The organism is Mesobacillus zeae (assembly GCF_003570705.1).
Lineage (GTDB): Bacteria > Bacillota > Bacilli > Bacillales > Cytobacillaceae > Mesobacillus_C > Mesobacillus_C zeae.
Genome location: NZ_QWVT01000049.1, coordinates 25,791 through 41,266 on the forward strand (window position 1 = coordinate 25,791; position 15,476 = coordinate 41,266).

Annotated in this window: 5 protein-coding genes and 1 pseudogene; 2 read left to right on the top strand and 4 right to left on the bottom strand. The window is 40.3% G+C overall.

The annotated features are described in order from the left end of the window. Nucleotides 1-165: 165 nt before the first annotated feature. On the bottom strand, nucleotides 166-2,271 hold the full coding sequence (locus tag D1970_RS21055) for an SH3 domain-containing protein (protein ID WP_119114813.1): 2,106 nt from the start codon (nucleotides 2,269-2,271) through the stop codon (nucleotides 166-168). A gap of 227 nt (nucleotides 2,272-2,498) precedes the next feature. Continuing rightward, nucleotides 2,499-4,736 (bottom strand): SH3 domain-containing protein, encoded by a 2,238-nt coding sequence (locus D1970_RS21060; protein ID WP_259339730.1) that lies wholly within the window; start codon nucleotides 4,734-4,736, stop codon nucleotides 2,499-2,501. Nucleotides 4,737-5,192: 456 nt separating this feature from the next. On the opposite strand from D1970_RS21060, the gene D1970_RS21065 reads away from it, so the two are divergent. Both D1970_RS21065 and D1970_RS21070 read left to right on the top strand, forming a co-directional pair. Beyond that, nucleotides 5,193-7,334: a bifunctional glycosyltransferase/CDP-glycerol:glycerophosphate glycerophosphotransferase gene (locus D1970_RS21065; protein ID WP_246370333.1), complete on the top strand. Its 2,142-nt coding sequence runs from the start codon at nucleotides 5,193-5,195 to the stop codon at nucleotides 7,332-7,334. Between the two features lie 303 nt (nucleotides 7,335-7,637). After that, on the top strand, nucleotides 7,638-12,158 hold the full coding sequence (locus D1970_RS21070; RefSeq protein ID WP_119114814.1) for a PA14 domain-containing protein: 4,521 nt from the start codon (nucleotides 7,638-7,640) through the stop codon (nucleotides 12,156-12,158). 67 nt (nucleotides 12,159-12,225) lie between these two features. Here the strand turns inward: D1970_RS21070 and D1970_RS21075 are convergent, their stop codons facing one another. Further along, entirely contained in the window at nucleotides 12,226-13,476 is a 1,251-nt protein-coding gene (locus D1970_RS21075) for a CDP-glycerol glycerophosphotransferase family protein (protein ID WP_181213482.1), read from the bottom strand. Between the two features lie 656 nt (nucleotides 13,477-14,132). Beyond that, nucleotides 14,133-15,326, bottom strand: a pseudogene (locus tag D1970_RS21080) (CDP-glycerol glycerophosphotransferase family protein); the annotation flags it as partial. Between the last annotated feature and the right edge of the window lie 150 nt (nucleotides 15,327-15,476).

A 15,476-nucleotide genomic window follows, 5' to 3' on the forward strand; every position in this document is an offset into this window, starting at 1 on the left:
CCATTGTTTGACAAAATTTGCATAAGATAAGTTTAAGGATACCAAAAATATGGACTTTTGGATATAGCATTTTAAGTCCATTTAAAACAAATCATGAACAAAATGGAAATGTCGCTAGAAAGGGAAATGGAAAAGACTCTTTTTTGAGTATCTCCCATTTCTATATTACTTAAGCTCCTGCTCGATAAACGATTTGCTGGCCCAGCCTTTTTTTCCATTTGCCAGCTTGATGTTATACCAGCTTCCACTCTTGTCTACAATTGGTTTACCATTCTTGTCCAGTAACAGGTGGACGTATTGATTTCTTTTCAATACATCGATTCTGCTCCCATTCATCGATGGCTGAGACCTAAAGTTAAGTCCGTCCACTGTTACGCGGCCCAGGTTTTTGACCGTGAAATAATCCCTGTAAGCATGAAGGGGAATCGGAGAAGTGGCTTTACTGTTTTTCACGCCTGCATAATATGTTTTTCCTCCAACTTTTACTGTCAGCCAGTAATCATTATGTTTTTCGAGCAAGGTGAAAGTGTTTCCCTTTTTTAAAGTTTTGGCTGCAGGGCCGCCTTTAGTCAATGAAAGAACGAGAGTATTCATTGACACAGCCTGCGTATCAGCAGGGAAGACATCTTTTCCTCCTGGCTTGCCCGGCTGGGAGTAATAGGTCAGGTTTGGTTTTGCATTTCGGTAATAGTTTTCATTATAAGGGAGAATTCTTTCCATATGGGAAGCGATGGCTTTTCCCCAAAAAGAGTCGCTGGCATAATAAAAATTCATTCCCTCGCTATTGGCATCCAACCTGGAGTTGCTTAAGGACTTTGTAGTAAATCCAAGATAGGCACCTTTATACTTCCAGCTGTGCGGGTTGAGGTATGTGGCCTTCATTTCGCGTGCGATATAGTCAATGTTCTGTTCGATGGAGCTGAACCTGTAGGCACCTACAAATGGTGTCAGGTCAAATGCTCCGAATCCGAATAAATTATATTTGCCAAGAGAAATATTCGATGTGCCATAGCCGCTTTCGTGGATGGCATGCGCTGCAAGGTACAGGGCATTGACACCATATTTGTTTCCAGCATTGATGAAAGCCTGTCCCTTGTTCAACAAGACGCTAGGCTTTCCTTTGGCTTTTACATTAACAGCAATATAATGGTTGATCTGCGATGCAGTTACGGGTGACTTTGTCCGCAAATCGATAAACTGGTAGCCCTTTCTTGTCATTGGATCACCAGTAATGACTTCTTTCAGGTACTTTCCCGAAACATAGCCCGTCTTTTGCTGATAGGTAACTTTATACCATCCATTTGAAGTTTTCTTTGCAGGAACCACGAGCTTGGAGTCCGGTAAAGTATTGAGAAGCTTACCAGTGGAGAAAGGCTTACTCCTCACATTTAGGCTGTCCGTAGTGACAAAGGTTTTTCCGGATAGGCTGGTTTCCGTCCATTTTGGCTCGTCTGGAGGAGTCACTGGCTGATTAATTGGAGGAGTGCTGCTATTCCTGGTAACATCCGCAGAGTTCACATATCCGCTTTTTCCTTTATAAGACACACGATACCATGTCTGTCCAATACTATTGATAACTTTCTGTGTTGATTGAAGCCTTGTATTGCCAGGGATTTTAACCGTAGGCTTCCTTTTTGTATCAGGAGTTTGATAGAAATAACTCACTTTTTTTGTGAAATAGTCCAAGCGGGAAGTCTTGATATATTGGTAATACTCTTTTAAAAACGATCCGCTCACCCAGCCGGTAACAGTAATGTTTTTCCCTCTTACCTTATATGAATGTGAAATCTTATACCAGCTGCCGATTTTTTCAGTGGCGGAAACAGTTTGCCCTTTGCGTACAGTGTAGACTGTTTTAAATTTCGTACCAGCCCCGGAGCGAATATTTAAATTGGCCGTTGTCACAAAAGTTGTTTTAACAATTTTCGTACCCGCAGGTGCCTTAACAACAGGTTTTTTTAGATATGTACCCGATACCCAGCCAGTTTTGGTAATGTATTTACCATTCACCTTATATGTATAAGAAACTTTGTACCAGCCGCCAAGTCGTTCGGTTGCTATTACCGTCTTGCCCTTTGGAATGGTCACAATCACCGGAAACTTAGTGGCTGAACCCGTTCGGAGATTTAAGTTATTGGTAGTTATATAGGCTGTTTTTGCAATTTTAACAGTTCCGGCTGCTTTTACAGCTATCGAGCTTGAGAATCCGGGCAGCGATACGGTGAGCAATAACAGGCAAGTAAAAAAAACTAGTGCAATTTTTTTCTTCATTTCTATTCTCCTTGTAATCTTATTTCGTCCTTTAAGGCCTCCTATATAAAATTTGATTCGGTTCCATGAACTTATAAATGTTTTTACCCGAGCGAAAAATAGTCCTTATTGTTTATATCGGCATACTCTATGAAAAATATAGAAAAAAAGAGGGAAGAATGGGAATGCGGAAAAAGGAGGGATGAAAAAAAGGAAGAAACCTGTTTTGGTTTCTTCCGTTCGCAGTCTTATTTCAGTTCCTGAACGATATACGTTTTGCTGACCCAGCCTTCAGTTCCGTTAGCGAGCTTCACTTTATACCATCCTCCGGTACTGTCCATGATCGGCTTGCCAGTGCTGTCGAGCTTGAGATGGGCATACTCGTTCAGATAAAGCTTGCCGATTGGAGCAAGTGCGGTGGATGCGGTAGGGCGGACGTTCAGTGCATCCACGGTAACCCTCCCAAGGTTTTTAACAGCAATATATTGACTGTACCTGTCAAACTTGATTGAATTTGTCCAGTAATCGACACCACTAACTCTGATTTTCACCCAAAAATCGTTATGTTTTTCAAGCAGGGTAAAAGTGGTGCCGGCACCAATCGTTTTGACAGTTGTCGTACTTCCTTTTTGGCTAGTCAAGTAAAGGTTTTGTTTGGCTCCAGCCACAATCCCTGCAGGGAATCTGTCATAGCCCGCTGGCCTAGCCGGGTAGGATGGAACAACCGTATTTGGGGTTGCGCTATCGTAATCAGCTTTGTTGTATGGAAGGATGTTTTCCATATGCGAGGCAATTTTCTGACCCCATTTCGGATCGCTCGCGTAGTAGAAGTTCATTCCTCCACTCTTTGCATCAACCCTTGTATTGGTGGCAACAGTTTTTGTGCTGAAACCCAGATAGGCTCCTTTATATTTCCAGTTCGATGGGTTATGGTAGGTTGCTTTTATTTCCTGAGCGATATAGGCAATGCACTGGTCAACAGTGGCAAAGCGATAGGCGGCGATGAAAGGTGTAGCATCATAGGCTCCAAAGCCGAACAAATTGTACTTTCCAAGCGAAAGGTTTGAAGTTCCATAGGCACTCTCATGGATTGCATTTGCTGCTAGATATAGGGAATTGACGCCATATTTGTTTCCGGCATCGATGAAGGCCTGTCCCTTTCCTTTAAGCACACTAATATTTCCGTATTTTGCTATATAGCCATCAATATAATTATTAATTTGCGTTGCGGTTACTTTAGAAGGTTTACGCAAGTCGATAAATTGGTAGCCGTTACGGTGCATCGGATCCCCTGTAACAACTTGGAGGAGATAGTCCCCAAATAAATACCCTGTTTTGCCGCTATAATTTATTTTATACCATCCGTTTGATGTTACGGCTGTCGGGAAGACAAAAGTTGAATTAGGCACGGTAGTAAGAATTTCAGAATCCGTGCTGTATGACTTCCTCAAGTTCAGGCCTGAAGTAGTCAGGAACGTCTTGCCGCTGACTGCCGTTTCAGTAACAGAAGGTGGCAGAGTCGGCGCTGAGTATTTAGTAAAGCTGCTACTTTTGGCATACCCGGTTTTTCCGCCGTAAGTAAACTTATACCAGTTCCCAACTTTATAGGTTGTGTATAAAACTGCATCTTTTGGTATTTTTACTAGTTTTGTATATGCGTTCCCATATGATGAATAAAGATAAGTATCTGCTGTAGCTTTATACCCTGTTTTAGTGATTGTTTGGGCATAATATCTTGTAGAATCAGCTGATTTTAGATAAACTGTTTTGCCTTGATAAGTTACTTTAAACAATGTTTCTCCATATCTATTCGTCACTTTTTGGGTAGTATAAAAACCGTTGTTACTAGGAAGCTGAAATGCAGCAGTACCTTTCGTGTCAGGCGTAGGGAAGAGGCTTGCTGTCTTGTTTGTAAAATAATAGCTTCCTGTTATGGTAGAATACCGGTCATAAGCTTTTAAGTAGCTGCCATTCACCCAACCATACTTTGTAACAGAGGTGCCATTCAACGTATACGTGTAGGCTACTTTGTACCAGCTGCCCATTCGTTCCGAAGAAGATACAATCTTCCCAAGCGGGATGGTCATGATTGTCTTGTAGCTTGTTCCTGGCCCTGTTCGAAGGTTGAGGTTATCGGTAGTCTTGTAGGTTGTTTTCGTGAATTTGGTGGTTGCAAAGGCAAGGAAGTCACTAGACATCCAACCTGATTTGGTAACGGAACTTCCGTTGCTTGAATAAGTATAGGAAACCTTATACCAGCTCCCAACCTTTTCGGTAGCAGTAACCTTTTTTCCCTGCGGCACAGTCATAACGACACTGTAACTCGTGCTTGCACCAGTACGCATATTAACATTTGCTGTTGTAATAAAATCTGTTTTTGTGATGATTGCGGCATGAACCTCTTTTGTTGAAATGGGTGTCAAAGCTGCAGTTCCACCCAGTACGAGGCTTGTTGAAAGAAGAACAACTTTCCCTAATTTTTTCACTTTTACACTTCCTTTAATTTACTTCTGAAGGCGCGGGTTTCCTGACATATCAAATATGCAAAAGGAAGTTTCTGTACGGAATGTAATGCTATTACCTCCTTAATTACAAAGAATGTCGAAATATTGAAACTTCCTATATAATTATCGTCATACGAACCCTCCGTGTAAATGGAGTAATATAAAACACATATTTATTACTAGTTTGTAATTCTATTAGCTTTTGAATGCAGTAACAAAGTACGAGATAAATTCAGGAGGGATTTGCTAGTCCTGTGACTATTAACTTGTTTCCGTGAATTTACATGTTTATTTTTCTAGGGGAAGGCATGGGGGAATCCAATCAGTAAACTCTAAGAGTTGACGTTAACTCACCTGGTTTAGGCAGTCTGTTTTATTCATCTTTTGTATGATAAAATCAACAATAGTTTCTTTCAGGTGTTTGAGGAGGATGTCCAAATGGATTCAATGGAACCTAAAGTATCAATTATTATTCCTTATTATAATTGTAAAGAATTTATTGGGGATTGTTTAAACAGTGTGATAAACCAGAGCTACAATAACCTGGAAATTATTATTATAAATGATGGATCAAGTCATCATGATACAGCAGAAATCGAATCTTTGATAAATGATAGCAGGATCGTTTATTTAAAAAATGATCAGACTAGAGGAGTGGCTTTTTCACGAAATCTTGGTTTGGAAAGGGCTACAGGAGATTATGTATACTTTTTAGATTGTGATGATCTCTTATTCGGTAATGCAATTACGTATTTGGCAGAACATATTGGGAGGCATCCTGCAATCGGAGCATATTCTAAAAAACTTGTGCGTCCATCAGACTTCCTGCAAACTTCTAATTCGACTGACATTACTGTTACGAGGGACAATCCGGAGCACTTTTTTAAGGATATGAGTATTTTGAATGTACTTATCCATAAAGACTTTATCAGGGAATACAACTTGAATTTCTCGAATAAAACCTTGGGCTATACAGATTTAACAGGTATTATTCCATTTGTATTGTATGTGAAAGATCTGCCGCGTTTAAATATCGAGACTTATTTTAAACGTGAAAGGAATGACCCGATAACAAACCCGGGGATTTCACAACGGGAGCTTAGTGCCGACCTTAGGGACTTTACTGAAGTGATGATTGGATTATACAAAACACAGGGGGAAACAGGACGGGTAAGGGAGTATTTAGATAAAGTATTTCTACATTATTATAGAAGGAATGTAATGAATCTTTACCAGCAAAAAGAAGATTTTGATTCAAACTATATGCTACTGTCCAATGCTGCCGCCCATTTGAATGTGAAAGCAATATCTTCCCAACCCATGCATACAAAGAGAGAGTTAAAGCTTCTCAAAGCTGGTAATAAACGTTCATTTAGCAAAGTCTTAAGACTGCACGCTGAAGTATTGGAGTTAAAAAATGCACTGGGTGTCACTAGAATAAAAAAATACATTTATAAAAAGATTCTGCTCAAATTACCGCTAAAGAACAATTATATTGTTTTTGAAAGCTTCCTTGGGAAGAATTACTCTGACAGCCCGCGGAATATTTATGAATACATTATTGAGAATAACCTGGATTTTAAATGTATATGGGTTTTCACTGACAAGAGAAGAAAAATCCCAGGGAATGCGAAGGTAGTAAAAAGGTTCAGCCTGGCTTATTATTACTACTTTGCGGTTTCGAAATACTGGATTAATAATATGCGTCAGCCATTGCACCTCGTTAAAAGGGATGGAAATGTATTTTTGGAGACGTGGCACGGTACCCCATTGAAGAAACTGGTATTTGATATGAAAGATATCTATTCTGCAAACCCTAGGTATAAGAGTGATTTTTACCATCAATCTAGGGCATGGGATTATCTATTGTCCCCAAACAAGTACTCATCAGAAGTATTTAAAAGCGCATTTAAGTTTGATAAAGAGATGCTGGAATATGGGTATCCCAGAAATGATATCCTTTATGCACCAGATAAAGAAGTGATTTCAAACCGTGTGAAGGGTTCAATAGGAATTCCTCATGGAAAAAAAGTTATCTTATATGCCCCTACCTGGAGGGATGATGAGTTTTACGAACCTGGTAAGTATAAGTTTAACCTTAGGCTGGATCTAAAGAAGATGAAGGAAAAGCTAGGGGACGAATATATAATAGCATTACGAATGCACTACTTTATTGCTGACAATTTAAATGTTGAGGAGTTTGAAGGATTTGCCTACAATGTGTCCAAGTATGATGACATTGCGGAATTATACCTGATCTCCGACATTCTGATAACGGATTACTCCTCTGTCTTTTTTGATTATGCGAATCTTCAAAGGCCAATTTTATTTTATACCTATGATTTGGATAAATATAGGGATCAGCTTCGCGGTTTTTATATCGATTTTGAAAACGAGGCTCCTGGACCACTTTTAAGGACAAGTGATGAGGTTATAGACAATATCATAAATATTGATCAAGTCATAAAGGACAAAGCGCTGGCCTATGCGGCTTTCTATGAAAAATTCTGCAGCTGGCATGATGGAAAGGCGACGGAAAAAGTAGTGAAAAGAGTACTGCTGGACGAAAAAGTCCTATAAATGTAATGAATAGTGGTTCTCCATACCCCTTCCTTCATATGTATAATTACTAAAACCCCAATCCTTTAGGAATAAAGGATTGGGGTTTTTTATCGTGCGCCAATGGTTGAAGCTATTGTCGAAAGAAGTTCGTATAATTTCCTTATTTAATAGGAAATTCGGGCAATAAGCTAATGTAGAATTTTGTAGAAAGATGTAAAAACAAAACTATATTACTAATTTAAAAAAGTTGCAATTATGTTACGATGTTTTGGGTGCTTTACGATTTGATTAAAAAATTATAGGAGGGAACAACAAGTTTTAATGAAAATACAACAGAAAACGGTGCTGCTTTTAATACTGTCTTTCATTATTGGATTAGTAGTTTACGAAAAAGGTGAGGCTGAAACTTTTGTCTATAATGAAAAAACACCAATTGTTGAATATAACTGGGGAAAAGGTGGTCCGGCTGGTTATACTGACAACTTTGAGGCGAACTTTGACCAAAGCCAATACTTAAACAAGGGCAATTATTTTATCCAAACATTAGCGGATGATGGTGTCACAGTAGATGTAGATAAAAAAAGAGTAATCGATAGGATTAATTACTCTTCCAAGTTAATAGACAGAAGCTACTTAACTGATGTACAAGAGGGAAATCATGAAATCATCACTCATTATAAAGAAGGAACTGGAAATGCATCTGTTTTTTCTCACGTTGTCCCTTTTGACAGTTGGCTTGGCTATTATTATCAGAACACTACGTTTTCAGGAGCGCCAATTGGTGCCAAAATTATTTCTGGCGGCATAAATGGGAGCCTGAAGGAAGTGAATGGATTTGGAAGCCCGCTTCCTGATAAATTATTGTCTGATAACTTTTCCGTCAAATATTACTCCGCAAAAAGGTTAGCTGCTGGGGAATATGTTGTTCGGGGAGGCGCTGATGATGGGCTGCAGGTATTTATTGATGGGAAGCTAGTGCTGGACAGGTTTACACCAACTGGCTATAGGGAGGATGCCGTCAAGGTAACTCTCAATGATACTTCTCAAAAGGATATCCACTTAATTGAAGTTAGGTATAAGGAAGGCATGCTTTCAAGCAGGGTGAATGTATCTATAGAGCCTTATAGAGAAGTCATTCAGCCATCAGCAGAAGATGGCTGGGTCGGAGAAGTTTTTGCACAAGACAATTTTTCTGGCTCTTCGATTATATTAGGGGGAAGAAATGCTTCCAATAAAATTGGTATCCTTGATTTTGATTGGAAATCCGGATCACCAGGGATAAACATTCCCAAAGACAACTTTTCAGCGCGGTTTTACCGAAAGTGGGAAGTTGACAAAACAGGTGTTTATTCAATTAATATTTGGGCTGATGATAAAACTAGAGTCTATATTGACGGCAAGATGGTCGTTGATTCGTGGAAGTATATACCTGGTAGTTACAGAAAGATAACTCTTCCTGTAATAAAAGGGGCTCATGAGATAAGAGTAGATTACGGGGAAGCAATCTATAATGCACGAATTAAGTTAGCGATAGAAAAAGAGGAAGCTGACTTCGAAAAAACAGAACCTTTTATGCATTACAATTGGGGCCTTGGCAGTCCCATAAACAAGCTTGATCATTTCACAGGTGAATTCAATCAATCACAGTATTTAGGTGCTGGTGACTATTTTGTTCAAACCTTGGCTGACGACGGTATTTTTATGGACTTTGACGGTCAAAAAGTGATTGACCGGTGGACATATATCCCAAATACAATGAACCGCCATTTACTCACTGATGTAGATAGTGGTAACCATAATATAACTACGTTGTACAGGGAAGGGTCAAAATCGGCAATGCTATTTTCAGATATAGTCCCTTTTGGAAATTGGCTTGCTTATTATTACAATAATGATTCATTTTCTGGTGCTCCTGCTGGTGCGAAGGTGATCGATGCTGGCGTGGAGTACGGTGAACTCACTGAAACTAATGGACAGGGCAGTCCGCTTCCAGGAGTGGTGAACGCTGAAAATTTTACTGCGAAATATGTCACCGCGAAGAGGATTCCTGCTGGCGATTATGTTTTAAGAGCCGGGGCTGATGACGGCTTGCAGGTGTACATCGATGGCGAGCTTGTGTTAGACAGATTCTCTCCTGCAGGTTACAGGGAAGATGCAGCAAAAGTGACAGTGAGCAATAGCTCAGAGGGAAGCGACATACATTGGGTTGAAGTGAAGTATAAAGAAGGTGTACTTGGCAGCAGGTTAAATGTATCTTTACAGCCATTTGCAGATGTCATGAAAGCTGAACAGGAGTTTGGATGGGTCGGGGAAGTGTACCCTAACCAAACACTATCCGGCAATCCTGTTATCTTAGGAGGAAAAGGAGCAAAGTCTTTAATCGGCAGCCTCGATTTCAATTGGGGAACTGAGTCGCCGAGCCCGTTTATACCAAGTGACGGTTTTTCGGCCCGATTCACCAAAAAGATTAATATCGCTGATGCTGGCTATTATGTCATAAAGGCTGACGCGGATGACGGCGTCAGGGTATATGTTGATGACAGGCTGGTAATGGATTCCTGGAACTACCAATCGCCTACCATGAGGAAGTCTGGTATCCAGCTTTCTGCGGGAACCCATACAGTCAGAGTGGAATACAACGAAAATAAGCTCGGCGCAAGGCTCAGTTTAAATCTAGTCAAAGGAAAAACGAGCTATGGTGCCGCACAAAAAACTCTGCGGTACAATTGGGGTTTAGACAGCCCTGATGTTGAAGTCCAACCTGATTATTTTACTGCAATGTATGATCAGAGCCAGTATTTGGAGTCGGGAGATTACTTTTTGCAAACTCTCGCGGATGATGGAATTACTGTTGATGTGAATGGGAACAGAGTGATTGACAGAAAAAGCTATTCCAATGACTCCATTATTAACAGAGCGTTGTTGACTAATCTTTCGGCGGGCAACCAGAAGATTTCTACTGCCTATTATGAGGGTATAAAGGACGCAGCACTATACTCTGAAGTGGTGAAGTTTGGAGACTGGCTTGCTTACTATTATCCTAATCAGACATTGTCAGGAATTCCTGTATCGGCAAAGGTATTGAGGGCAGGCTCTTTATACGGGAAGCTTGCAGAAAATAATGGGATGTCCTCACCAGTCCCTGGTGTAGTCCCGGCAGATAATTTCTCCGCGAGGTACGTGACGGCCAAGCGTATTCCTGCTGGTGATTACGTTCTTAGAACCGGGGCAGACGACGGTTTACAGGTTTATGTAGATGGAGAATTGGTATTGGACCGTTTTACCAACAACAGTTTTAGGGAAGACTCAATTAAGTTAAACATTAGTGATAGGGGAACTGTAGCCGATAAAGATGTCCACTGGATTGAAGTAAGGTACAAGGAGGCTTCTTCTTCAAGCAGGGTTGAGGCTTATCTGCAGCCGTACAGCGATGCAGTGAATATCGGTTCGAATGATGGATGGTTTGGGGAATTCTATAAGAATACAACATTATCAGGAAATCCCGTTATCATAGGCGGCAAGAATCCTATTTTCCGTGTTGACTCGGTTAACTTTAACTGGGGACAGGCTGCCCCTACACCGTTAATTCCAGCAGACTACTTTAGCGCAAGGTTTACCAAAAAGATGTATATGGCGGAAACTGGTGATTATGTAATGACCGTCTATGCAGACGACGGAGTCAGGGTAAAGGTCGACGGCATCACAAAAATTGATTCCTGGCAGTATGTCAGCGGAAATAAAAGGCAGGTTATTTTAAGGAGTTTACCCGCCGGAGTGCACACCATTACCATTGAGTATTATGATGGCAAGCTCGGGGCATCAGTTAAGTTTGATCTTCAGAAGATACAAGCGGCCACATTCATAGAGGTTGACTTGAGGAAGCCATCAAATATAACAGCACAAGATATTGTTAACTTTTTTAACGTTAAAAAGCCTGAGAGTCCTTTGAAGGCGTATGCGCAGGATTTCATTGACGTCCAGAACAAGTCAGGCGTCAACGCCCAGTACTTGGTTGCACACGCGATTTGGGAAACGGGATGGGGATCTTCCACCCTAACCAAATACAAAAGGAACTTCTTTGGTTACGGGGCTTATGATTCCTGCCCGTTCACTTGCGCCTACTATTTTCCAACGGGCTACGATTCTATCAATTACGTTGCCTACCAGGTGAAAACTGATTATCTTACCCCAGGAGGAAGATATTATAACGGGCCAGACTTGATTGGGATGAATGTAAAATATGCTACGGACCCAAACTGGAAAAATGGTATCGCCAATCTTATGGAGCAGATTAAGCCATTTGATGCGGCCTATTATAACAAAGTTCCGGCCAACACGGTAAAGCCGCCTGTTCCGCCAGTGTACAGCCGGAATATCCCGGCAGGCAGTCCGGTCCCTTCATCAATTGTTATCAATTTTCCAGCAGGGATAAAAGCTGTGACAACACAAAGTGTGAACTTTAGGAATCTGCCATATGTATCAAGTTCCACTTACATCGCGCAAATTCCGTCAAGTACATCCATTGTGGTGGAAGGATATAATACGGATGTAAGAGACAGCTGGTACCGTGCCAACTTCCTTGGGAAGAGTGGCTGGGTATCTGGTGACTACATTACCATTCAGAACCTCGTTAAGGTTCAGGTCGGTGACTTTTTAAATATTAGGACAGATGCTACAACTTCATCTGCCAGTATTAAAACAGTCCCGAATGGAACTTACCTAAAAACAGCGCTTGATGCCTATGGCAAAAAAGTCATGAAAAATGGCTGGTATAAAGTATACGTGCCTGGCACAACACAAACGGGATGGGTAAGCGGAAGTTATGTCGGAGTGATTCAGTAGAGAGAGAATAACATTCTAAAAAAGCACACCCTGCAAAGGGTGTGCTTTTACAATACAATGATCTGGTTTACTTAGACAAAAGGTAATCGATTACCCTATCGGAGGCTGTCCCATCATGGGAGGCGCAGAAGGTAGAATAAAAATCACCATATGACGAATGCTTTATTTGGGCTGCTTTTCCCAACTCATTAAATAATTCAGCTTGAGTCTTGCATATCGGCCCAGCGTTAAGCTCGAAAAGATCAAAATAAGAGCCTCTCATCGGACCGACATATTTCTCGTAATCGGGTACAAAATAGATTACAGGCTTCCGGCTGCAGTACCAGTCAAAGACAATGGATGAATAATCGGTGATTAGGACATCGGACGCGCACATTAATTCGATGGCATCGTCCCAGCCGCTAACATCAATTACCCGTCCTTTCAGCCTTTCTAGCTTTCCATCAGAGCTGCTCATGTGATGGGAACGTATCAGCAATACCGAGTCCTTTGGAGCATGCTTCAGGAACTGCTCGGGATCCAACATTAAATCAAATTCAAACATTGCATTTCCAATATGCTTTCCGTCCCTCCAGGTAGGTGCATAAAGGAAAACAGGAGAATCATCAATTATACCAAGCTTTTCCCTTATTTGCTTCCTTTTCTTTGAGTAGCGTTTGTTGTCAAAGAAGATATCGTTGGCTGGATACCCGTACTCCAGAATTTCCCCATCATATCTGAAGGCTGATTTGAAGGTTTTTGTTGAAAAAGCATTTGGTGACAAAAGTGCATCCCAGCATGTTGATTTCACATAAAACTCAGGTGTTGAACGGCGTTCCACAGGCCGTGAGGTAAGGTCCCAGTGAAGCCTTTTAAAGGGAGTACCGTGCCACGTTTGGAAATAGAAGGTTTCCGGCCTATGATACCAAAGAGGGAACGTTGTATTATTAATTATGAATCTTGATTGGGCAAGGAGTTTGTAGTATTCTCCAGACCCGCGGCTTACAATCATTGGTTCACCTGGAATATTTTCTGCTCCCGAATAGCACCACACATATGTAAAGTCAGGGTACCGTTCAAGCATTCGTTCGTAAATATATCGCGGATTGCCTGTGTATTGCTTACCTAGATTGCTTTCAAAAAAGAACATTCTGTCATTTACACCAAAGGCTTCTACAGCCCTTTTGTATTGCCAGGTTATTCCGTACTCACGAACTTCGGCAACTGCATTAAATATATCGGGGTGTTTTGGAAAAATTTCTTTCTTCAATTCTTCCTGTGACAGCTCGGAAAAATACTCGGCAATTGTAGATTGTAATTTAAAATAATCACGCTTCATGTTTGTTAGGCCTCCTAATTTTTTTCCACATGACCCGTGATATATTATACTATAATGCATTTTAACAATGCTAATATTGCAAACCCCCACTTTTATCCGCAAAAGAGTGTTTTGTTCGAAATACTCCAGATATCATCATATTGTCCTGTGACCATTAGCCTGATAAGCAACATATGAATTTCCTTTTTGTTTAATAATCGGGAAAGCAGAAGGTATCCTCTTAAATTAAGTATTCATCTTTCTTTTTAGTTGGGACCAAAAATATAGATGGTTAATCGTCAAGTGTTAATAACATGGGGCCAGCCTTGCAATTGTTTTTTTTGTAAAGATGGGAGCTCCATTCCTGCTAGTCTTAACTACTTTCAAGTATTTTGAAAAAAATATGGCTTGGTTCATACATTGAGGGGAATGTATGAACCAAGCCATAAGTAAAAATTATAAAGTCCGAATAAAAAGGATACCTTAGTGTGTTGAGGCCCCTTAAGGGGTTCTTTTCCTTTTATAATGCCGGATTTGCACACCGCAGTAAAATGAAAGAGTAGCATAAAATAATAGATCTTTTCTTCCGGAAAAACCTGAAAAGAAGATCTGAATTAATGTGTCCAGTTTTACAATAAAATTCCTAAGCAACTGTCCTTTTCAAAAATAGGCAGATCTTAATTAAAAACAGACCCTACCACCTTTCGGGTCGATTCCCCAGTTTCGAAATGGCAAAAATGATCGTGAAATTTTTGATAGTCTTGATTATTATGCGTATCCAGGTCTAGCGTCTTGATATAGTCAATGATTTCAACAGTTGTGGTAACTAAAGGGCCAGGAGCATTTTTCTCCAAATCAAAATAAAATCCTCTTAGTTCCCCCCTATAAATTTCAATATCGTAAACGTAAAACAAAATGGGACGCCATAAATTTGCGAAGTCAAAGAAGACAGAAGAATAATCAGTAATTAGTAAATCAGAAATCAGATATAAATCCCTGATATCCACATAATTGGAACAATCATATGCAAATCCATGGAAAGGTTTTAAGTCAAGATTTTCTGCTACAAGGTAATGCATTCTTAGTAGGATAACGTAATCTTCCCCTAATTCTCTTTGCATTTCTTTTAAATCAAGCTGAACATCAAATTTATACCGGCCCTTTTCATAGTATTGGTTATCCCTCCAGGTAGGGGCATAGAGAACCACCTTTTTATGCATCGGAAGTTTCAGTTTTCTTTTTATTTCTTGGGCAAGCCTCTCCTTTTCAGGGGAAAGGAGCATGTCATTCCTTGGGTAACCGGTTTCGAGTATTTGTTTATCGTATTGAAACGCGCGCCTGAAAATTTCCGTAGAGTAAGCATTTGGTGAAATTAAAAAATCCCAGTTGCGCGATTCTCGGTAAAATTCTTCCTTATAGGCTTCAGTATTTGTTCCAGGCATGTGAACTTCCTTCATGTCTTGTGCAAGACGTTTTAAAGGGGTGCCGTGCCATGTCTGAAGATAAACTGTATGTTTGGGTTTTGGAATCCAAAGTGGCATACGGGAGTTGGTTACCCAATAACCGGCCCTTGCCATGCAAAAAAGCCACTTGATAGAAAATCGTTTAATATAAGGAATGTCTAGCTCTTTAAATGTTTCTGTATATCTAGAATCAATACTCCAGTAGAGTTTATATTCAGGTTTATTCACTCTCATGTATTCGTAAATGGCCCTTGGATTACAGCTGTACTGCTTGCCAAGATAACTCTCGAACATGACCAGCTTCCTATCAGCCGGAAGCAGCCCAACAAGTGTAAACAGCAGCTTGTAGGTTTCTTGAATTATCGTGAGCTTCTTTAGTTTGCTTAAGATTTTCATTTTTTCTCCTTTTTCTCGTTTTTGATTTTCACCATGCCATTTAAAGGGTAATAAACATTGGAACACGCTTTACTTCATATCATATATTATAAAAATATCCCTTTATATTAAAGTCGTAAACTATTTATTTGAGAGCGTAAAATATCTTGTGTAAATGAAAAA